The sequence below is a fragment of the Roseospira marina genome (assembly GCF_014197855.1).
GTDB classification, from domain to species: Bacteria; Pseudomonadota; Alphaproteobacteria; order Rhodospirillales; family Rhodospirillaceae; genus Rhodospira; species Rhodospira marina.
In genome coordinates this window covers 1-18,392 of the sequence record NZ_JACIGJ010000008.1, presented here as the reverse complement: position 1 = coordinate 18,392, position 18,392 = coordinate 1, and the positions used below count along the sequence as shown (strand labels likewise).

Annotated in this window: 16 protein-coding genes; 8 read left to right on the top strand and 8 right to left on the bottom strand. The window is 67.6% G+C overall.

Annotated features, from left to right (window positions below; all coding sequences use genetic code 11):
• Positions 1-107: 107 nt before the first annotated feature.
• The 4 genes from GGD82_RS11790 (at position 108) to GGD82_RS11775 (ending at position 3,632) form a co-directional block, all read left to right on the top strand.
• On the top strand, positions 108-1,481 hold the full coding sequence (locus GGD82_RS11790; protein ID WP_150062552.1) for a hypothetical protein: 1,374 nt from the start codon (positions 108-110) through the stop codon (positions 1,479-1,481).
• Position 1,482: 1 nt separating this feature from the next.
• On the top strand, positions 1,483-2,259 hold the full coding sequence (gene mtgA, locus GGD82_RS11785) for a monofunctional biosynthetic peptidoglycan transglycosylase (protein WP_375782126.1): 777 nt from the start codon (positions 1,483-1,485) through the stop codon (positions 2,257-2,259).
• 219 nt (positions 2,260-2,478) lie between these two features.
• Complete coding sequence (locus tag GGD82_RS11780; protein WP_150062553.1) at positions 2,479-2,829, top strand: carboxymuconolactone decarboxylase family protein; 351 nt, start codon at positions 2,479-2,481, stop codon at positions 2,827-2,829.
• Between the two features lie 74 nt (positions 2,830-2,903).
• Positions 2,904-3,632: a gamma-glutamyl-gamma-aminobutyrate hydrolase family protein gene (locus GGD82_RS11775; protein ID WP_170284295.1), complete on the top strand. Its 729-nt coding sequence runs from the start codon at positions 2,904-2,906 to the stop codon at positions 3,630-3,632.
• A 48-nt stretch (positions 3,633-3,680) separates the two neighbouring features.
• Here the strand turns inward: GGD82_RS11775 and GGD82_RS11770 are convergent, their stop codons facing one another.
• Positions 3,681-4,343 (bottom strand): YceI family protein, encoded by a 663-nt coding sequence (locus tag GGD82_RS11770; protein ID WP_150062554.1) that lies wholly within the window; start codon positions 4,341-4,343, stop codon positions 3,681-3,683.
• A gap of 406 nt (positions 4,344-4,749) precedes the next feature.
• Between GGD82_RS11770 and GGD82_RS11765 the strand changes: the two genes are divergently transcribed.
• Together GGD82_RS11765 and GGD82_RS11760 are read left to right on the top strand one after the other, a co-directional pair.
• Positions 4,750-5,631 (top strand): phosphate/phosphite/phosphonate ABC transporter substrate-binding protein, encoded by an 882-nt coding sequence (locus tag GGD82_RS11765; RefSeq protein WP_150062555.1) that lies wholly within the window; start codon positions 4,750-4,752, stop codon positions 5,629-5,631.
• Positions 5,628-7,139, top strand: coding sequence for a sensor histidine kinase (locus tag GGD82_RS11760; RefSeq protein WP_150062556.1), 1,512 nt, complete (start codon positions 5,628-5,630; stop codon positions 7,137-7,139). Before GGD82_RS11765 ends, GGD82_RS11760 begins: the two co-directional genes overlap by 4 nt.
• A 33-nt stretch (positions 7,140-7,172) precedes the next feature.
• Here the strand turns inward: GGD82_RS11760 and cysN are convergent, their stop codons facing one another.
• The 3 genes from cysN to GGD82_RS11745 all read right to left on the bottom strand — a co-directional run bounded on the left by cysN (position 7,173) and on the right by GGD82_RS11745 (position 11,930).
• Positions 7,173-9,083: a sulfate adenylyltransferase subunit CysN gene (gene cysN / locus GGD82_RS11755; RefSeq protein WP_150062557.1), complete on the bottom strand. Its 1,911-nt coding sequence runs from the start codon at positions 9,081-9,083 to the stop codon at positions 7,173-7,175.
• On the bottom strand, positions 9,083-10,024 hold the full coding sequence (gene cysD / locus GGD82_RS11750) for a sulfate adenylyltransferase subunit CysD (protein ID WP_150062558.1): 942 nt from the start codon (positions 10,022-10,024) through the stop codon (positions 9,083-9,085). Before cysD ends, cysN begins: the two co-directional genes overlap by 1 nt.
• 151 nt (positions 10,025-10,175) lie before the next feature.
• Positions 10,176-11,930, bottom strand: coding sequence for an O-linked N-acetylglucosamine transferase, SPINDLY family protein (locus tag GGD82_RS11745; protein WP_150062559.1), 1,755 nt, complete (start codon positions 11,928-11,930; stop codon positions 10,176-10,178).
• A 186-nt stretch (positions 11,931-12,116) separates the two neighbouring features.
• Between GGD82_RS11745 and GGD82_RS11740 the strand changes: the two genes are divergently transcribed.
• Positions 12,117-13,562, top strand: a complete 1,446-nt coding sequence (locus GGD82_RS11740; protein ID WP_150062560.1) for a M16 family metallopeptidase — start codon at positions 12,117-12,119, stop codon at positions 13,560-13,562.
• A gap of 14 nt (positions 13,563-13,576) precedes the next feature.
• Complete coding sequence (locus tag GGD82_RS11735) at positions 13,577-14,926, top strand: M16 family metallopeptidase (protein WP_246163906.1); 1,350 nt, start codon at positions 13,577-13,579, stop codon at positions 14,924-14,926.
• 177 nt (positions 14,927-15,103) lie between these two features.
• Here GGD82_RS11735 and GGD82_RS11730 read toward each other — a convergent pair whose 3' ends face one another.
• The 4 genes from GGD82_RS11730 to GGD82_RS11715 form a co-directional block, all read right to left on the bottom strand.
• Positions 15,104-16,150, bottom strand: a complete 1,047-nt coding sequence (locus tag GGD82_RS11730; RefSeq protein ID WP_150062561.1) for a hypothetical protein — start codon at positions 16,148-16,150, stop codon at positions 15,104-15,106.
• A gap of 192 nt (positions 16,151-16,342) precedes the next feature.
• Positions 16,343-16,531 carry a DUF2065 domain-containing protein gene (locus tag GGD82_RS11725; RefSeq protein WP_150062562.1) on the bottom strand — a complete coding sequence of 63 codons (189 nt, stop codon included), beginning with the start codon at positions 16,529-16,531 and terminating at the stop codon, positions 16,343-16,345.
• Between the two features lie 41 nt (positions 16,532-16,572).
• Positions 16,573-17,424, bottom strand: coding sequence for an ABC transporter permease (locus GGD82_RS11720; protein ID WP_150062563.1), 852 nt, complete (start codon positions 17,422-17,424; stop codon positions 16,573-16,575).
• Entirely contained in the window at positions 17,411-18,175 is a 765-nt protein-coding gene (locus tag GGD82_RS11715) for an SAM-dependent methyltransferase (RefSeq protein WP_170284297.1), read from the bottom strand. The genes GGD82_RS11720 and GGD82_RS11715 overlap by 14 nt, the downstream gene beginning before the upstream one ends.
• Positions 18,176-18,392: the final 217 nt, after the last annotated feature.

Genomic DNA, 18,392 nt, shown 5'->3' with positions numbered 1-18,392 from the left:
GGGGGTGGCCTCGGATCCGAAGGCAGGGGTCTGAGGCGATCAGTGGTGAGCAGATAAGGAGCGCGCCTGCAATGAGTCGCGGCCCGGTTCGGCCGGCAGGGATATCGATGACCCCCGCAAAAGCCCCCTCGAACGAAGGCGGCGGGTCGGAACGTCGGACAAATCCGGTTCTGCGGCCGGCCGTTCAGGCCGTGTTCGACCGGTTGCTGACCGTCTTGCGGAAAGCCCGCCGGTCGGAAGTGTTGGACCTGATCGGGGGCGCCGAGCGGGTGGATGACGTCCTGCGCAACTATCCCGACCATGTGCCGACGTTTCTGGAACTGGCGTGGCAGCTTCGCGCGCAGCCGGACTTCGTGGTGTTCTTCCGCGCCAGTGGCAGCCGCGGTGACGGGCCGGTTCAGGACCGCAGCACCCCAATCGCGCCGTGCGACCTGACCTTCGATCAGATCGGTCGCTCGCTTCTGACCGGGGCCGCGCGGCTGGTGTTTGAACGGCGCGAACGCGCCTGGGCCGAGCGGCGCGCGAAGCAGGAGGCGGCCCGGCGGTCGAAGCGGCGGGAAGCGGGCGCGAAAGGGCCGTTGTCGAGCCGCCTGATCTCGCCCTTGAAGACCATGTTCGAGGGTGATCACGACCTCGATCCCGCGCACCTTCGCGCCCACTACCCCGGCCATGGTCTGTTCGCGGTGCTCCGGCCCTATCTGGTCGAGCCGTGGCAGTTCGCCTTCCTTGAACAGTATGCCCGCCTCGGAACGGCCCAGGCCAAGGTTCTGGGGCATCTGATCTGGCGTGTGCGCGCGCCGGAAATGCTGGAAACACTGATCAGCCTGGACGTCGAGGAGCTTTCGGTGATCCAGGCCGCCTGTCGTGCGTTCGCCGAGACGACCCTGGGGGTGCCGCCGGACCAGGGCCCCCGGTGGGAACTGAAGGGCAAGGCCGCGCGCGATCGCGATCGGATCGAGGAGCAGATCGCCGCCGAGGTCAGCACCACGCTCGACGCCATTGTGTTGCGGCATCCGGGGGCGTTGGACGCCATTCGCGAGATGGGCCTGAGCGCGCGTCGCGAAGTCCGGCGCCTGACCCAGGTGTATGGGGCCGACATCTGGATGGTGTTCGAACAGCCGGACCGGCTGCACAACGCGCGGAATGTGCCCGACCATCTGCTGCGGGTGCTGGGGCCGCTCTGCCATCGTGTGCCGCCGGACGTGTCCGCTATTCTGGGCCATATCCGCGACCGCACGCTGGCGCGGGACCTGATCACCCTGGCCCGTGAGGATCTGGGTGACGAGGTTTTGGCCGGGTATCTCGCCGATCCGGTCCGCAAGCCGATCTGGAACACGCTCCCCGCGAAGTTCAACAACGCCTATAAGTACCAACCGGATGCCACGCCCGGCCTGGGGGCGCCCAACAACCGGGAGAGCCTGCGCCTGATCGGGGCCGGCATCTTCCAGTCGTTGCGCCTGGGGCATCTGGAGATCTTCTGACGTGGCACGGAGTCCGCGTTCGTCGGCACCGCGATCCCGCGCGCGGGGGGGCGCGTCGAAACGGGATGGCGCCAAATCGGGGGGGACGGGTCGGGGTCGTCGCCTGCGGTGGCGGATCGCGCGCGCCGTGCTCCTCTTTCTCCTTGGGCCGCCGCTGATCGGATTGGTCGCCTTCCGCTGGCTGCCGGTGCCGGTGACGCCGTTGATGCTGGTCCGGTTGGTCGAGGGCGAGGGCCTACAGCAGGACTGGGTGCCGCTGGAGGCCATGCCGCCCGCCCTGGTGCGCTCGGTCATCGCCAGCGAAGACGCCCGCTTCTGCGTTCACAACGGGTTCGACTGGCGCGAGATCGCCAACGCCTGGCAGGAATGGCGGCGGGGCGAGGGCCTGCGCGGGGCCAGCACCATCAGCATGCAGACGGCGCGCTCCGTGTTCCTCTGGCCGGGGCGGGATATCGTGCGCAAGGGGCTGGAGGCCGTCCTGACGCCGCCCCTGGAACTGTTGTGGCCCAAGCCTCGCATTCTGGAGGTGTACCTGAACGTGGCGGAATGGGGCCCCGGCATCTACGGCGCGGGCGCGGCCGCACGCTACCACTTCAACCGCCCGGTGGAGACCCTGGGGCCTGTGGAGGCCGCCCGTCTCACCGCCATTCTCCCCGCGCCCCGGTCCTGGTCCGCCGGCACGCCGGGAGCCTATGTGCGCGGCCGCGCGGCCACCATCCAGGCGCGCGCGGCCGCCGTGTCTCTCGGCGACGGCAACCGGCCGTGCGGCGCGCCATAGGGGCGTACGGCGCGTGCGTCGGACACGGTGCCCACTGCTGGCCGGTGCTTCTGGCCCCGTCGCGCGCCCCCGCCGCGGCGGATGTGGACCCGATCCGGTGTCCGGGTTTATAAGAGAAACCGAATATGCCCGCCGCCGGGCATGTTTCGCGCGTGCTCGGGAGGGTCTCGGGGCGCGTGCCCTGCCAAAAAGAGCCCCACGGGCAAAGGAGATTGAGGGATGACCAAGGATTGGGTCCAGTATGCAAAGGACCTCTCCGAAAATATGGAAACCTGCCGCAAGGGGATCCCCGATGCATGGGCGGGATTCTCGAAGATGGCCGCCGGGGCCAGCAAGGATGGGGCGCTCGAAGCCAAGACCAAGGAGCTGATTGCTCTGGCGATCGGGATCGCCATCCGCTGTGATGGCTGCATCGCTTTCCATACCCGCTCCGCGATCAAGTATGGTGCGACCCGGGAGGAAGTTCTGGAGACCATCTCGACGGCGATGTACATGGGGGGAGGACCGTCCTCCGTGTACGGCTCGTTGGCCCTGGAGGCCTACGACCAGTTCGCGGCGGCCGCGTCCTGAACTGACACCCGCGCCCCCTCGGCCCGTGCGAACCGCCACGGTCCTGGGGGGCGGTTTCCCATCAGGAGGTCCGCGTGCGCCCGTCCGGTCCGATCCTCGGTTTGACCGCCGATGCCGAAGAAGGGGGCGGGTATTCCGCGCTTCCCTGGTATGCCCTGCGGCAGAACTACGCCGGGGCGTTGCGCGCGGCGGGGGGCGTGCCCCTGATCCTGCCGCATGAGCCCGCCCTGGTCGGGCGCTATCTCGATCTCATCGACGGGCTGGTGGTCACGGGCGGGGCCTTCGATGTCGATCCGGCGCTGTTCGGGGCCGACACGCGGCACGCCTCGGTGACGTTGAAGGCGGGCCGCACCGATTTCGAACTTGCGATCCTGCGCGGCGCCCTGGAGCGGGACATGCCGGTGCTGGGCATCTGCGGCGGCCAACAGGTGCTGGCGGTGGCCCTCGGTGGCACGCTCGTCCAGCATATCCCCGACGCCGTGCCGAACGCCTTGGCCCATGAGCAACCCAACCCCCGGACGGAACCGGGGCACACCGTCACCATCCGGCCGGACACGCTGCTGGCTCGGATCACGGGGCAGGCGACGGCGGCGGTCAACAGCGCCCACCATCAGGCGGTGCAGACGGTGCCCGCCCCGGTGGTGGTCAACGCCTGGACCGAGACGGATGGCGTGATCGAGGGCATCGAGGACCCGACCCGCCGCTTCTGCCTGGGGGTGCAGTGGCATCCGGAATACGCCATCGACCCCGCCGACACCGCCATCTTGCGGGCGTTCGTGGCCGCGGCGGCGGCGGCGGGGTAGGGGGCGTTGTCGGCGGTGGGGTGGGGGGCGGGTTCAGGGCCTATCCCATTACGGCGTGTGCTCGAACACCAGCAGGAAGGTCACCGGGACGGCATGGCTGATTTCGCTCAGCCCGGCAATCTCGCGCAATGTTCCGATGCCATCGCCCAGGGCATAGTCGTCTGCCTGGACGATCAGAAGCTGAAGCGGCTGCACCATCATCCGCGTCTCGCTCAGCCGGGTGACGAGCAGCGGCACGGCCAGATCGTGGCTCTCGCCGGCCAGATCCAGTGTGGCCGTAACGTCCCGCTCCGCGCTCTCGCCGACGGCCAGATCGGATAGGCCGTCCAAGGGCACCGGTGCCGTGATCGTGGCCGCCGGGAACTGGTCGATATGGAACAGCTCCGTGCGCAGACGCTCGTCGCGGATGTCGATCCCGGTGTTTACGGACGCGAGGTCAATCGTCACCGTAGCCGTGCCATCCTCGGCGACCGAGCCGGATAGCGCGCCGAAGCTATGCACCTCGCCGATGTCCTTGGCCTTGATCGAGGCAAAGCTGACGAACGAGGGCGATCCATCGAGCGTCCAACTGGCGGCCCGTGCGGCCTGCGCGGCAGCCAGCAGCGTGATGAGGCCAAGCCCGAGGGCCAGCGCCATCATAAGGCGGCGCGGCCGGGAGTCGGGCACGGCACGCGCGGTCCCTCGGGCGCGGTCGCGGGTACGGAGCGTCATGGCCAGTCCTCCCAGTCTGTGTGTCCTGCCAGGGCATATGTCCTGTGCGTGATTATGTCCTGTGCGTGATACGGGGCCGATCGTCGGGGGGGCTCGGCGCCCGGGCCCCCATCGACGGAGTCAGGCGTCGTGGGCCCCGTCTGCCCTGACCATCGTTCCGTTTAAGACATGGGAGGCCGTGCGCCGCCTGTCGAGCCCGGCGGTTGCGTGAACCCGGACAGGCTATCACGCCGCGGGCGCGGACCCCTGGCGAGGCGCGGCGTGGGACAAAAATGAACCCCTCAGCACCATCACCTCTGGATGTTTCGGCAGACAACCGCCCCTTTTCAGACTACACTAATCAGCTTTTACTCCGGTGGCACGCAGCCCGCGTGCCACACAGGCCAGGTGCCACGCAGGGAGTCCGATGCGGCCGCCCGCCGTTAAAAACACCCGCCGCTTGATCGCTGGGCTCTGTTTGGTGCTTCTCCTGACCGTATGCGCGTCCGGGGGCGGCACAGCGGTGGCTGAGTCCCACCGCCCGCTGCGATTCGGTGTGATTCCGACGACGAATGTCATGGGGATGCTCAAGGCCTACTCCCCGATGGTGCTGCATTTGCGCCGGGCCCTCGACCGGCCGGTCCTGTTCGGCAGCGACACGGACATGGCGGCGCATCGTCGGGCCCTGCACGAGGGCCTTTATGACGTCGTGGTCACCGCGCCGCATTTCGGGGCCGCGATGATCGCCGAGGGACGGTATGCCCCGCTTTTGCGGTATGCGGGCGAACTGTTCCCGATTCTGGTGTCCCGCAGCGATAAGCCGATTCACGTCCCGGCCGATTTGAAGGGGAAAACGCTGGCCCTGCCCAGTCGCACCAGCTTGGTGTCGATGGGCGCCATGCGCTGGCTGGAACGCGCGGGCCTTCGGTCGGGCATTGACGTCACCGTCACCACCGCGCCGTCGCAGAACGCGGCTGTTCTCGCGGTGTTCAACGGGGAGGCCGCCGCCGCGGCCGCCGCCGAGCTGCCCTATCGGCGCACGAGCGCGGCCGTTCGCGAGTTTCTTCGCACCATCGAGATTCCCTTCCGCGTGCCCCACGTGTTTATCCTGGCGCGGTCGGACATGCCGCAGGCCGAGCAGAACACCCTCCGCGCGGCGCTTCGCGGGTTCGAGACCTCGCCGGAGGGCCGGGCCTTCCTGACGAAAAGCGGGCTGTCGGGATTCACCGAGATTACGACGGCCGACGTGCGGGCGCTGAGTGGCCTTGTGGAGGCTCTGCATTGGATCGACGCGGAGACGGGGCCATGACGCGACCGGCGGCCGGAGATAGCGCGTCCAGATCGGGCTGGCGGCTGCGGTCGCGTGCGGCGTCGCTCCGCTTCAAGATTATTCTGTCCAGCGTCCTGATCGAAATTCTGATGCTGGGGATTCTGGTGGCCAACACCCTGCGTTTGCAGCAGGAGCAGTTGCTGGACGAGGTTGATGACCGCTTGCGGTCGCTGGAGGCCAGCTTTTCCGTGGCGCTTGTCGGTCCCCTGATCGCCCGCGACTACGCGACCATGCTCGGTCTGCTTGATGGCTTCCTGCATCTGCCCGATGTCCGCTATGTGATCGTGCAAGATGCCGACGGCAGAGTGGTGGCCCAGGCCGGCGCGGACTGGACCGGGGTCGTGCCGCCGGCGGATCCGCGGCTCGATCCCAACGAGCCGGTGTACAACGCCGCCAGCCCCATTCGCCTGTTCGAGCAGACCTTCGGCACCGTGCATTATGGCCTGTCGACGGAATCGCTGCGGGAGGCGGGCGCGAACATGCTGACACAAAGCCTGGTCATCGCCGGCGTGGAAATCCTGCTGTCCGTGGTGGTGCTGTCCATCCTCGGGTTTTTCCTGACCCGGCGCCTGGAGATGCTGACCGATACCAGCGTGCGAATCGCCCAGGGCGATTATGCGACCGCCCCGGAGATCGAGGGCCGCGACGAGGTCGCCATCCTGGCCGGGAGTCTGCGGGCCATGGCGGGCGCTATTCAGAGTCGCATCGACTCTCTCGATCGCGCGACCCGGGATCTGCGGCGCTCCAACGCGGATTTGGCCCATGTCGCGGCCGTCACGGCGCATCATCTTCAGGAGCCGTTGCGGGGGATCGTCAGCTATTCCCAGCTCTTGGGGCGACGCCACGTCGACCTTCTGAACGACGAGGCCCGGGAGTATCTGTCGATCATCGTGCGCGACAGCAAGCGGATGAAGGCGCAACTGACCGAACTGCAGGAATACGTGGAGGCCGCCAGCACCGCGTTTCCGATGGTCGTCATCGATCTGGGCGAGTGTCTGGCCCGGGTCCATTGGCGGAAGCTGAATGCGTTGCGCGCGGCCGATGCCTGGGTGTGCATCGGGGTCATGCCGACGGTCTGTGCCAACGCCCGCTCGGTCGAGCGCGTGTTGGACCGACTGATCGACATGGCCGTGATTGTCCGCCAGTCGGATGATCGGTTGCGGCTGTGCGTCAGCGCCGAGAAAGACGCGGACGGCTGGGTGATCTCTCTGCGCGACAACGGACTGTCGCCGCCCGCGGAGCGCCTGGAGACCTTTTTCTCGCTGTTCGAGTGGCTTGAGCCCGAACACGAACGGGCCGGAATCGGCCTCGCCCTGTGCCAGCGCCTTATTGTCAGCATGGGGGGACGGATCTGGGCCGAGCCCTGCGAGACCGGCGCCGATATCCGGTTCTGGCTGCCGGACGAACACGGCTTCGACTGTTCCATCATCCCAGCGGAGAATGACTTTCCAGGACCCCGGGGCGTAAAACCGGGCCGGCGGCCTTGATCCGAGTGGGGCCGGATCAAGGCCGTGGCCATCCTACTCCCGCAGCATGCCGCGCGCGCGCAGGGCTTGGATCACCTGTTCGGCCAGTTCATCCGGGGTGGATTCGCCGGCGTTCAGGTGGAGCTCCGGGGCCTCGGGCGGTTCGTACTCCGAGTCGATGCCGGTGAAATTCTTGATCTGGCCGGCGCGCGCCTTCTTGTACAGCCCCTTCGGGTCGCGCGCCTCACAGACCGCCAGCGGGGTGTCCACGAACACCTCCAGGAACTCGCCGTCGGCCACCTTCTCGCGGGCGAGCCGACGCTCGGCCCGGTAGGGGGAGATGAACGAGACCAGCACGATAAGTCCGGCGTCCACGAACAGGCGCGAGACCTCGGCGACGCGGCGGATGTTCTCCACCCGGTCTTCCGGGGTGAACCCGAGGTCCCGATTCAGGCCGTGGCGGACGTTGTCGCCGTCCAGGATGTAGCTGTGATGGCCCAGCGCCATCAGGCGCTTCTCCACCAGATTGGCGACCGTGGACTTTCCGGCCCCGGACAGCCCCGTGAACCATAGCACGCCCGGCGTCTGGTGCTTCTGCGTGGCGCGCGTGGCCTTGTCGACGGAGAGCGCCTGCCAGTGGATGTTCTCGGCCCGGCGCAGGCCGAAGGCGATCATGCCGCAGCCGACCGTCTGGTGGGTTGTCCGGTCGATCAGGATGAACCCGCCGGTGGCGCGGTTCGTCTCGTAGGGGTCGAACGGCACCGGCCGGGCGAGCGACAGATTGCAGAACGCTACCTCGTTCAGGTCGAGGTGCTTGGCCGCCAGCTTGTTCTGGGTGTTGACGTCGAGGCGATGTTTGATCTCCGTGATCTGGGCGGGAACCGTCGTATGCCCGATCTTCAGCAGATACGACCGCTCCGGCAGCATCCGCTCGTCGGCCATCCAAATCACGTGCGCCGCCATCTGGTCGGCCACGTCCGGCCGGGCGTCGGCCGGGCTGAGCAGATCGCCGCGCGCGATGTCGACCTCGTCGGTCAGGGTCAGGGTGACGGACTCGCCGGCCACCGCCTCGTCACGGTCCCCCGAGAAGTCCACGACCCGCGCCACCGTCGTCTGGCGGGCCGAGGGATGCACCACCACCTGGTCCCCCGGCCGCACGCGACCGGACGCGATGGTGCCGCAGTAGCCCCGGAAATCCAAGTTGGGCCGGTTGACCCACTGCACCGGAAAGCGGAACGGGGCGTCCACGCTGTTCTGGACGACGTCCACCTCTTCCAGGTAGGGCAGCAGCGCGGGACCGTCGTACCAGGGCATGCCCTCGCCCCGGTTGACCACGTTGTCGCCCATCAGCGCCGAGACCGGAATGCAGACCGGCGCGGGCAGGCCGATCTGCGCGGCGAACGCCAGAAAGTCGTCGCGGATCGCGTCGTAGACGGTCTGGTCGTACCCGACGAGGTCCATCTTATTGACCGCCAGCACCACATGCCGCAGGCCCATCAGCTTGGCGATGGTGGCATGGCGGCGGGTCTGCACCAGCACGCCCTTGCGCGCGTCCACCAGCAGCACGGCCAGATCGGCGTTCGACGCGCCGGTGGCCATGTTGCGGGTGTACTGCTCGTGGCCCGGGGTGTCGGCGACGATGAACTTGCGCCGGTCCGTGTTGAAGTAGCGCCAGGCGACATCGATGGTGATGCCCTGCTCGCGCTCCTGCTGGAGGCCATCGACCAGCAGCGACAGGTCGAGCGCCCCACCGGCGCGGCCCCGGACCTTGCTGTCGCGCTCCAAACTCTTGAGCTGATCCTCGAAGATCAGCTTGGAATCATACAGCACACGCCCGATCAGGGTGCTCTTGCCGTCGTCCACGCTGCCGCAGGTCAGGAAGCGGAGCAGGTCACGGTCGGCGGCCTTGCCGCTCAGCACCGCTTCGGTGGCGGCGGCGTCGAAGGTGCGTCCATCCTCGGCCATCAGAAGTATCCGTCCCGCTTCTTGAGTTCCATGGATCCGGCCTGATCGTGGTCGATGGCGCGGCCGGCGCGCTCCGACGTGCGCGAATTCAGCATCTCGGCGACCACCTCGGCGACCGTGGTCGCGGTGCTTTCGACCGCCCCGGTGAGGGGGTAGCAGCCCAGGGTGCGGAAGCGCACGCTCTTCATTTCGGGTTCGACGCCCTCGGGAATGGGCAGGCGGTCGTCGTCCACCATGACCCACATGCCGTTGTGCTGGATCACCGGGCGCGGCTTGGCGAAGTACAGCGGCACCACCGGAATGTCTTCCTGGTGGATGTATTGCCACACGTCCAACTCGGTCCAGTTGGACAGCGGGAAGGCGCGGATGCTCTCCCCGGCGCTGATGCGGCCGTTGTACAGCGACCACAGCTCCGGCCGCTGGTTGCGCGGATCCCATTGGTGCGTCGCGGTCCGGAAGGAGAACACGCGCTCCTTGGCGCGGCTGGCCTCTTCGTCGCGGCGCGCGCCGCCGAAGGCGGCATCGAACCCGTATTTGGTCAGCGCCTGCTTCAGGCCCTGGGTCTTCATCACGTCGGTGTGAACGCCGGACCCGTGCAAGATCGGTCCGATCCCCTGGCGCACGCCGTCTTCGTTGACGTGGACGAGCAACTCGAAGCCCAACTCGCGCGCCATGCGGTCGCGGAACTCAATCATCTCGCGGAATTTCCACGTCGTGTCGATGTGCATGAGCGGAAAGGGCAGGGGGCCGGGGGCGAAGGCCTTGCGGGCCAGATGCAGCATCACCGACGAGTCCTTGCCGATCGAATACAGCATGACCGGCTTGCGGACCTCCGCGACGACCTCGCGGATGATGTGAATGCTTTCGGCTTCCAGGCGTTGCAGGTGCGTCAGGCGGACGGCACGGGATGGGGTGGCGCTGGGCGTGACGGCGCTGGGCATGGGGACTCCGGAAACGGACGCGACGGGCACGAAGGGGCGCCGGACTCGGCGCTGGGCGGTGGGACTAAGTATGAAGTGCTTCCGCTATGTGGGGCAATCCGCCCCTAATGTACAGAGAAAATATGAGCGGACTACTTTAACAACAGTATATTTATGTGTTTTTTGTCGCCGGACGACCATGGATCGGTTGCTCCCCTTCATAGAACGCCTCCAGCGCCCGCACGGCCCCGTCGTCGCCATACAGCCGGTTGCGTCGCTCCTGCACCTCCGCCCTCAACCGCGCCCGGACCTCACGGTCCTGGCCCAGGCGGGCCGCAATGGCGACGTAGTCGTTCCGGTCCCGGGCTACAAGCTCGTCCAGGCCCATCAGGCGCAGCATTGCCATGGTGTGGCGCCCGCGCATGAACGGTCCGGGCAGGGTGACGGGGATGGCGCCTTGGGCCAGGGCTTCGAGAGTCGTGTTGCCTCCGGACCACCCGATCGAGTCGAGGAACACGTCGCAGACGCCGCACAGGCGCAGAAAGTCCTCCCACGCCAGCCAGGGCAGCGCCACGAGGTGGGCGCCGGGATCGAGGCCGCGTGCGACGAACGCGCTCTCCAGCCGACGCAGGAAGGCGGCATTGGCGGCGGTGGCGCTGCGGTGACGCAGGAAGACGAAGCGCGCGTCCGGGACGGCGGTGGCGATGCGGGCGAACAGGTCGTCCTGATCCGGCAGGTACTTTTGCAGCGCCTGACAGCACAGGTAGACCGGCACGCCTTCCGGCAGGCCAAACACGTCGCGGCGGCCATCGGTGCGTTGCGCCGGGCGGTAGTGGATGCCCAGGCGGGGCAGCGGGACGAGGCGTTCGGTGTAGACCGCCTCCGCGCCCTCCGGTTCCATGGCCTCAGAGGTCAGGAACACATCGACCGTAGGCAGGCCGGTGGTTACGGGGTGGCCCCAGGAAACGCACTGTCGGGGTGCGAGCCGGCAGGCGGCCAGCACGAAACTGCGCGCGCCCATGCCCAGGTCCGGAAACACCACGACATCCAGCTGGTCGTCGCGGATGCGGCGGGCCGCGGTGACGACGGGCGCCGCGCGCAGGTCGCGCACTGTGTCGGCATTCCGGGCCAGCGCTTCGGTGGTCGAATCGCGCGGACCGCCGACCAGATAGACGGAGACCTCGAACCGGTCGCGATCCTGGCGCAGCACCCAATGCCCGAACAACAGCGTGATGGTGTGCGACCAGAAGTGCTCCGACACATACCCGATCCGCAGCGTGCGCCCGGGCACCGGCGGAGGCGGCGGGCAGGGCGCGACCAGATCGGGCTGGCAGGCGGCCACGGCGCGATGCGTGAAGTGGCCCCACAGGGTTTGCAGCGCGCGGTCGTCCTCCCCCTGGTAGGACAGCATGAAGTTGGTGCCCTGGCCGATGCCCTGCACCGCGGTGGCGGCCTGCTCCGGCGTTTCCAGGGGGCTGGCGGTCAGCATGCCGAGCGCATCGGCGAACCGGCGCCGCCACAGCGGGATCTCGGCGCTGTCGTGGTAGACCCGGGGCAGCATCCGGCCGCCGTACCAGCGTGCGCGGAGGTCCTTCGGGTCCGCCAGAAGCAGGGCGTGATAGGCGTCATGGGCGGCGTGGTCGGCGCCGCTGATATCCAGGCTGCGGGCGAGGCCGCGCAGGTGGGCGACCCCGCCGGGCTCCCGGTCCAGCGCGGCGCGGAAGGCGTCGGCGGCCTCCTCCGCCCGGCCTTGGCGCAGCCGCGCCTGCCCGAGGATGTGGTGGGCGGTGGCTTGATCGGGGGCGGCGGAAAGAACGGAGAGCGCCAGCCGCTCGGCGCGGGCCGGGTCCGTGCCGTCGAGCGCACGCGCCGCCTCGGCAAGCGCGGTGGACAGCGAGTCGGGCGGGGCGGGGCTCGATGCGGTCATCGCCGTCCGGGACGGTGGGGCCACGGTGGGCCGGAAACGATACCGGGCACTGTTCCGAAGGTTCTCGTTTCTGTCAACCCGGGCCGTACCGGCTTTCTCCGTCCGACGGTGGCGACGCGTCCGACCGCGGCCCATATATCCGTCACCCATTCCTCCGGATTGACGCGCTGTCACGAGGGTTCGCCCATGCACCATGATGTTCCGATCCGCCCCACCCGCTCCCGCGCGAGGGCCGTCGCGGTCGCCCGCCGCGAGGCCGAGGCACAGGCCCGCGCCCGTCTCTGGCTCACGGGGGGCGCTGTTCTTCTGGCGTTGACCCTGCTGGCCCTGGTGCTGTTCGCGCCCGCGACCGCGCGCGCCCAAATGTTCAATGCGGAGACGTTCACGCTCGACAACGGCCTTCAGGTCGTGGTGGTGCCGAACCATCGGGTGCCCGTCGTGACGCATATGGTCTGGTACAAGGTGGGCGCGGCCGACGAGCCGGCCGGCAAGTCCGGCATCGCCCATCTGCTGGAACATCTGATGTTCAAGGGCACGGACAAGATCGAGCCCGGCACGTTCTCCAAGATCGTGGCGCGCAACGGCGGCCGGGACAACGCCTTCACCAGCAGCGACTTCACCGGCTACTACCAGAACATCGCCCGCGACCGGCTTGAGACGGTCATGGCGATGGAAGCGGACCGCATGGTCAACCTGCGACTCACCGAGGATGACTTCCAGACCGAGCGCGCGGTGGTGACGGAGGAGCGCCTGAGCCGCACGGAGAATGAGCCGGCCGCCCTGCTGGGCGAGCGCATGGATCAGGCCCTGTGGTCGGTCCATCCCTACAAGAATCCGATCATCGGTTGGGCGCATGAACTGGCGGCGCTGACGCGGGCCGATGCGCTGGCCTTCTACCATCGCTACTACGCCCCCAATAACGCGGTCGTGGTGGTCGCCGGGGACATCACGGCGGACGAACTGCGGCCGATGGCGGAGCGCACGTACGGTCAGGTCCCGGCGGCCCCCGATACGCCGGAGCGCCATCGCGTGCGGGATCTGCCGCCGCCGGTCGACATCACCATGACCATGAGCAACCCGCGCGTCGCTCAGGCGAGTTGGTGGCGGCACATCATCGCCCCCAGTGCCAACACGGAGCACGCCGAGCTGTACGCGCCGCTTCAGGTGCTGGCGGAACTGCTCGGTGGCGGGCCGGTCAGCCGGCTGTACGATCGGCTGGTGGTGGAGGACGGCGTGGCCGTGTCCGCCGGGGCCGGGTACAGCGGCCGGGCCGTGGACTACGGCACCTTCAGCCTGTACGCAACGCCCGCCGCCGGCCGCACCCCGACCGAGGTCGGAGCCGCTATCGACGCCGAGATCGCCCGCCTGCTGGCGGATGGGGTGACCGAGGCCGAGGTCGCGGGCGCCAAAACCCGCCTGAAGGCATCGGTCGTCTACGCCCGGGACAATCCGTTCGGCGCCGCGCGCATTCTCGGCACGGCCCTGGCCACCGGCGGCACGGTGGACGATGTCGAGCACTGGCCGGAGGCCATTGCGGCCGTGACGCCGGACGACGTCATGGCCGCCGCGCGCGCCGTCTTCCAGGGGGCCAGCGCGGCCACCGCCATCCTCCAGCCCGATACCACCAGCTAGGGAGCCGTCCGCTCATGATGATGTTCACGTCGAAGGGGCGGCTGCGTGCCCTGATGCTTGCGGTGGCGGTCGTGCTGCTGGTGCCCCTCGGATCCGGACCGGCGCGGGCCATTGAGGTCGCGACGGTCGAAAGCCCCGGGGGCCTGACCGCGTGGTTGGTGCCCGATTCCGCCAACCCCATGGTCACCATCGAGTTTTCCTTTGAGGGCGGCGCGGCGCTCGATCCGGAGGGCAAGGCCGGTTTGGCCTATATGGCCAGCGGCCTGATGGACGAGGGCGCGGGGGACATGGATTCCCGGGCCTTCCAGCGGCGTCTGGCCGCGTCGGCGATCGAACTGAATTTCGACGCCTCCCGCGATACCTTCGGCGGCACGCTGAAGACGTTGACGGAGAATCTCGACGAGGCGCTGGGCTTGCTGAAGGTCGCCCTCACCGCGCCGCGCTTCGATCCGGAGGCGGTGGAGCGCATTCGGGGGCAGGTGTTGGCCGGCCTGCGCTATGACGAGAACGACCCGCAGGATATCGCCTCGCGGGCGTGGTTTCGCGCCGCGTTCCCCGATCATCCGTACGGCCGCGCGGTCGAGGGCACGGCGGAGAGCGTGGCGGCGGTGACGGTGGACGATCTGAAGGCCTTTGCCCGCGCCCATCTGACCCGCGACCGCCTGACCATCGGCGTGGCCGGCGATGTGACGCCCGAGGTGCTGGGGCCGATGCTGGACGCCACCTTCGGCGACCTCCCGGCAACCTCCGATCTGCCCGCGGTTCCGGACGCGAAGGTTCACGCCGACGGCAGCACCCAGGTCATCCCGCAGGACGTGCCGCAAAGCGTCGCGCTGTTCGGGCAGGCCGGCATTGCCCGGTCCGACCCCGACTGGTACGCGGCCTATGTGGTCAACTACATCCTCGGCGGCGGCGGCTTCTCGTCCCGGCTGATGGAGGAGGTGCGCGAGGCGCGCGGGCTGGCCTATTCGGTCTACAGCTACCTCGTGCCCTACGATCACGCGGCCGTGTGGATGGGCGGCGTCGGGACCAACAACGCCCGCGTCGCGGAAAGCCTCGACCTGATCCGCGAGGAGTGGGCGCGCATGGCCTCGGAGGGGCCGACCGAAACCGAGCTGGCCGACGCCAAAACCTACCTGACCGGGGCGTGGCCGCTGCGGTTCTCCTCGACCGGGGCCATCGTGCGCATCCTGGTGGCGATGCAGAAGGAGGGGCTGCCCATCTCCTACCTCGACGACCGCAACGATTACATCGAGGCGGTCACGATGGCCGACGCCCAGCGGGTGGCCGCGCGCCTGATGGACGCGAACGCCCTGACGACGGTCGTGGTGGGCCAGCCGGAGGGCCTCGCGACATCGAATTAAGGGGGACGGGTCCCATATGAGACGGGCCGGGGTGCGGCAACACCCCGGCCCCATCCGTCGCGTGTGCAGGAGGGCACGCGGCGGACGTCCCGTGGACCGGGCGACCGATCCCAAAACGGGGGCGTGCCGGTTGCCGCGGCGGGTGCGGAAAACCCAGTCACCCGGTGCGTGCGGCCCTTACATCACGCCATCGACGACATAACCGCCGTATCCAGTTTCAGACACGCTCGAAACGCCAATCAGCGTCATGGTGTCCCCACCGCCGAAGTCAAACACGACGTCGCCGGCACCCGTATGCGTGATTGTAAAGCCGGTTGTGAAGTTCATCGGGCCGACCTCATTGCCGATAGTCAGCCCATTGATGATGTCTTCGCCCCCGATGGCGTTGGCTATGCCGCCACTATACACGGCTGCAACCTGCATGTCGGCCTGACCCGAGAAGTGGATGATATCCGTCCCCGGACCCATCGACACAAAGGCGTAACTGCCACCTCCGAAGTAGACTTCGGAGTGTGCCGAGGCGGCTTCCCATGTGAGGTCGAGCTTTGTCGTATCCGTGCCTTGGGCGGCCGTTGCATCGAACACAAGGGATCCGGTATGGGTGGCCGTGATCGTCGTTTCGCCTGAATAAGACAGTGAACCGGCCGGCACGGTGACGGTACCGCTGACGCCGTCGATGTTCGTGAACGTCGCGGGACCGTGGGGGGTGTCCGCAGGCTCGGGCAGTAGCACCGTCCCACCGTTCAGCGTGACGCCGTCCTCCGTTTGGGACGGTTGCTCGGCCGCCGGAACATAGGCCGCGATTCCCTCGTAGGTGTAGGCCGGCAACGTGGCCATGACGGTGTCCCGCTCGTGTTCATTCGCCGTGTAGAAATGCGTGCCGGTTTCGGTGTTGAAGAACCGGTACAGGGGATCTCCGTCGTCGCCGGACTCGCCCACCCGATAGGCGACGCCCTCATAAGAGTACTCCGGTAGCGTCGCGATCACGGTGTCCCGCTCGTCCGTGTCCGTTGTGTAGAAATGCGTGCCCGTCACCGTATTGAAGAAGCGGAAGAAGGGAGTGCCATCGTCGTCAGCGACGTCGAACGCAGGGCCTTCGTACCGGTATTGGCCCATAGTACTGTAGATAGATATTGCCTCATCATATGAGGCCGTAAAAAAGTGTGTGTTCGTTTCCGTATTCAGGAACCGATAAACCGTAGTCTCGCTGTATGGGATGCTCATAGGTCTTCCTGTCCTGCGGAAGCGGCCAATATGGGGGGCCGCTCCAGCGGTGTTGTCCTCTGGTTTGTGTCGGAGGAAAGCACGTCCGCTCGGGCGGGGTCCGACCGCTCCCGCCTTGCGTCCGTATAGCCGATTGTGCTGACGAACGATAACGCCGCGTTATCGCATTCCGATCGTGCGCCCGGCGCGGTCCTACAGCCGTACCAGCCAGACCACCACGACGCCGATGGCCATTGTCACCAGCCCGCTGATGCGCAGCTGGTTGTCCGACATGTCCAGGGCGGCGCGGATCATGGCGCGCATGGGGGTGAGAAACACGGCGTACAACAGGCCCTCAATGACCAGAACGAGGCCGAGGGCGGTCAGAAGATCCTGGACCATGATGCTCCCACACTTGTTGGCACAACGATTCGTATGGGGCGTTATTCCCCGATGTTCAGCAACAGGCCCTTGACCCGCGCGACGGTGAACACCCGCAGGAAGAAGGCCGCCGCCGCCGACAGGTACAGTCCGTTCAGGACCACGGCCGCCACCAGGTGCCCCCAGGCGATGGTGCCCTCCAGCATCACCTGGCGCATCCCTTCGAACACATGCGCGGGCGGGAAGCTATAGCCGATCACCTGAAGCCAGACCGGCAGCACGTCCATGGGGTAGTAGATCCCGCTGATCGGCCAGAAGGCGAAGATCAGGATCCAGGGCAGGCTTTCCGCGCCCAGCCCGACGCGCAACACCAGGGCACTGACCAGCAACCCGATGACCCAGCCCATCACCAGCATGTTGACGAAGAAGGCCAGCAGCGGCAGGCCCATCTCGTATATGTTGTAGGCATAGAACAGCCATGCCAGCAGCGTCGCGGGCACGATGCCGATGAGCGTGCGGATGATGCTCATGGCCATCAGCGCCGTGACCAGCTCCAGCGGCCGCAGCGGGCTGACGAACAGATGGCCCAGGTTGCGGGCCCACATCTCCTCCATGAAGGACAGCGAGATGCCCAGGTTGCCCCGGAACATCACGTCCCACAGCAGGACGGCGGCGATGAAGATGCCGGCGGCCTGGGCGACCAGACTCGATTCACGGGCCAGGAACTGCGTGAGGAACCCCCAGGTGATCATCTGCATGATCGGCCAGTAGGCGAGTTCCAGCAGGCGCGGCAGCGACCCGCGCATCAGGTACCAGTGCCGCAGGATGAGGGCGTACACGCGGCGGAACGCGAACCCTTGCGCGGCGGAGCGTTCACGGGGATCGAGCCGGGATCCGGCCTCAGGTGGCGTCATCGTCCACCTTGCGCAGCACGAAGAAGATATAGCCGTAGGTCTCGCCGAAGCGCCGCCACACGTCGATCTCCCGGTCGTTGGCGTCCAACACCTGGGTCAGAGCCGGGCCGGCGCCGTCGCGCAGGCGGGCGCTGCGCTCGGCCAGGGGCTCGTAGTATTCGGTCCACCACGCGTCGCGGGGCAGGCGATGGGTGCTCAGCACCTCGAACCCTTCCTCGCCGGCCTGACGGATCTTGTCCTGCAGGCTTTCGATGCCGGTGCCGTCGGCGTCCCAGAAGGCTCGCGCGGCCTCCGGCGGGTCGTCGGTCAGCCACGCGATGTCGCTGGCGACCAGCAGGCCCCCGGGCACCAGGAGCGAGCGCCAGAGGCGCAGCCCGTCCACGAAGCCGGGGATGTAGATGCTGCCCTCGGCCCAGATCAGGGCCACGCCTTCGGGTTCGTCGGCGAGGTTGAAGAACGATTGCTGGCGGGTTTCGATCAGGCTCGACAGGCCGACATCGTCCGCCGCCATGGCCAGCCGCTCCAGATAGGGCCGGTGGGTGTCGATGGCGATGATGGAGTGCTTCAGGGTTCGCGCCAGAACCAGCGTCTGCCGGCCGGGGCCACATCCCAGATCCAGGATGGCGCCGCCGGGCAGGGGGGGCAGGGCGCGGGCGACCTCTTCCGTCATCGCGTCGCTGCCCGGCCCCTCGCGGGGCATGTCGTGGTGCAGGGTGAAAAATGCGTCCCAGTCAATGGTGTCGTCGGCCACGGTGGGGGGAGTCCGTGCGGTGGAGAGGAGCCCCACTGTGCCATTTTCCCACCGCTTTGGCATCCCCCGCCGGCGCTCCCGGTCGGGCGCGTAAAGCCGTAATGTATGTGTTGAAATTATTTGGTTCATGACGGAATTCCGGGGAAGGCGTCGCGGATTTTGAGGAAGAAGTAGGCGTCATCGCGGAAGCCGTAGGCCATCCGCTTGATGACCTTGA

Excerpts from the sequence above, each read along its gene's own strand:
- cysD (WP_150062558.1), bottom strand. The coding sequence starts at position 10,024 with ATGCCCAGCGCCGTCACGCCCAGCGCCACCCCATCCCGTGCCGTCCGC.
- GGD82_RS11770 (WP_150062554.1), bottom strand. The coding sequence starts at position 4,343 with ATGACGCTCCGTACCCGCGACCGCGCCCGAGGGACCGCGCGTGCCGTG.
- GGD82_RS11765 (WP_150062555.1), top strand. The coding sequence starts at position 4,750 with ATGCGGCCGCCCGCCGTTAAAAACACCCGCCGCTTGATCGCTGGGCTC.
- GGD82_RS11730 (WP_150062561.1), bottom strand. The coding sequence starts at position 16,150 with ATGAGCATCCCATACAGCGAGACTACGGTTTATCGGTTCCTGAATACG.
- cysN (WP_150062557.1), bottom strand. The coding sequence starts at position 9,083 with ATGGCCGAGGATGGACGCACCTTCGACGCCGCCGCCACCGAAGCGGTG.
- GGD82_RS11720 (WP_150062563.1), bottom strand. The coding sequence starts at position 17,424 with ATGACGCCACCTGAGGCCGGATCCCGGCTCGATCCCCGTGAACGCTCC.
- GGD82_RS11780 (WP_150062553.1), top strand. The coding sequence starts at position 2,479 with ATGACCAAGGATTGGGTCCAGTATGCAAAGGACCTCTCCGAAAATATG.
- GGD82_RS11790 (WP_150062552.1), top strand. The coding sequence starts at position 108 with ATGACCCCCGCAAAAGCCCCCTCGAACGAAGGCGGCGGGTCGGAACGT.
- GGD82_RS11725 (WP_150062562.1), bottom strand. The coding sequence starts at position 16,531 with ATGGTCCAGGATCTTCTGACCGCCCTCGGCCTCGTTCTGGTCATTGAG.
- GGD82_RS11760 (WP_150062556.1), top strand. The coding sequence starts at position 5,628 with ATGACGCGACCGGCGGCCGGAGATAGCGCGTCCAGATCGGGCTGGCGG.
- GGD82_RS11740 (WP_150062560.1), top strand. The coding sequence starts at position 12,117 with ATGCACCATGATGTTCCGATCCGCCCCACCCGCTCCCGCGCGAGGGCC.
- GGD82_RS11735 (WP_246163906.1), top strand. The coding sequence starts at position 13,577 with ATGATGATGTTCACGTCGAAGGGGCGGCTGCGTGCCCTGATGCTTGCG.
- GGD82_RS11745 (WP_150062559.1), bottom strand. The coding sequence starts at position 11,930 with ATGACCGCATCGAGCCCCGCCCCGCCCGACTCGCTGTCCACCGCGCTT.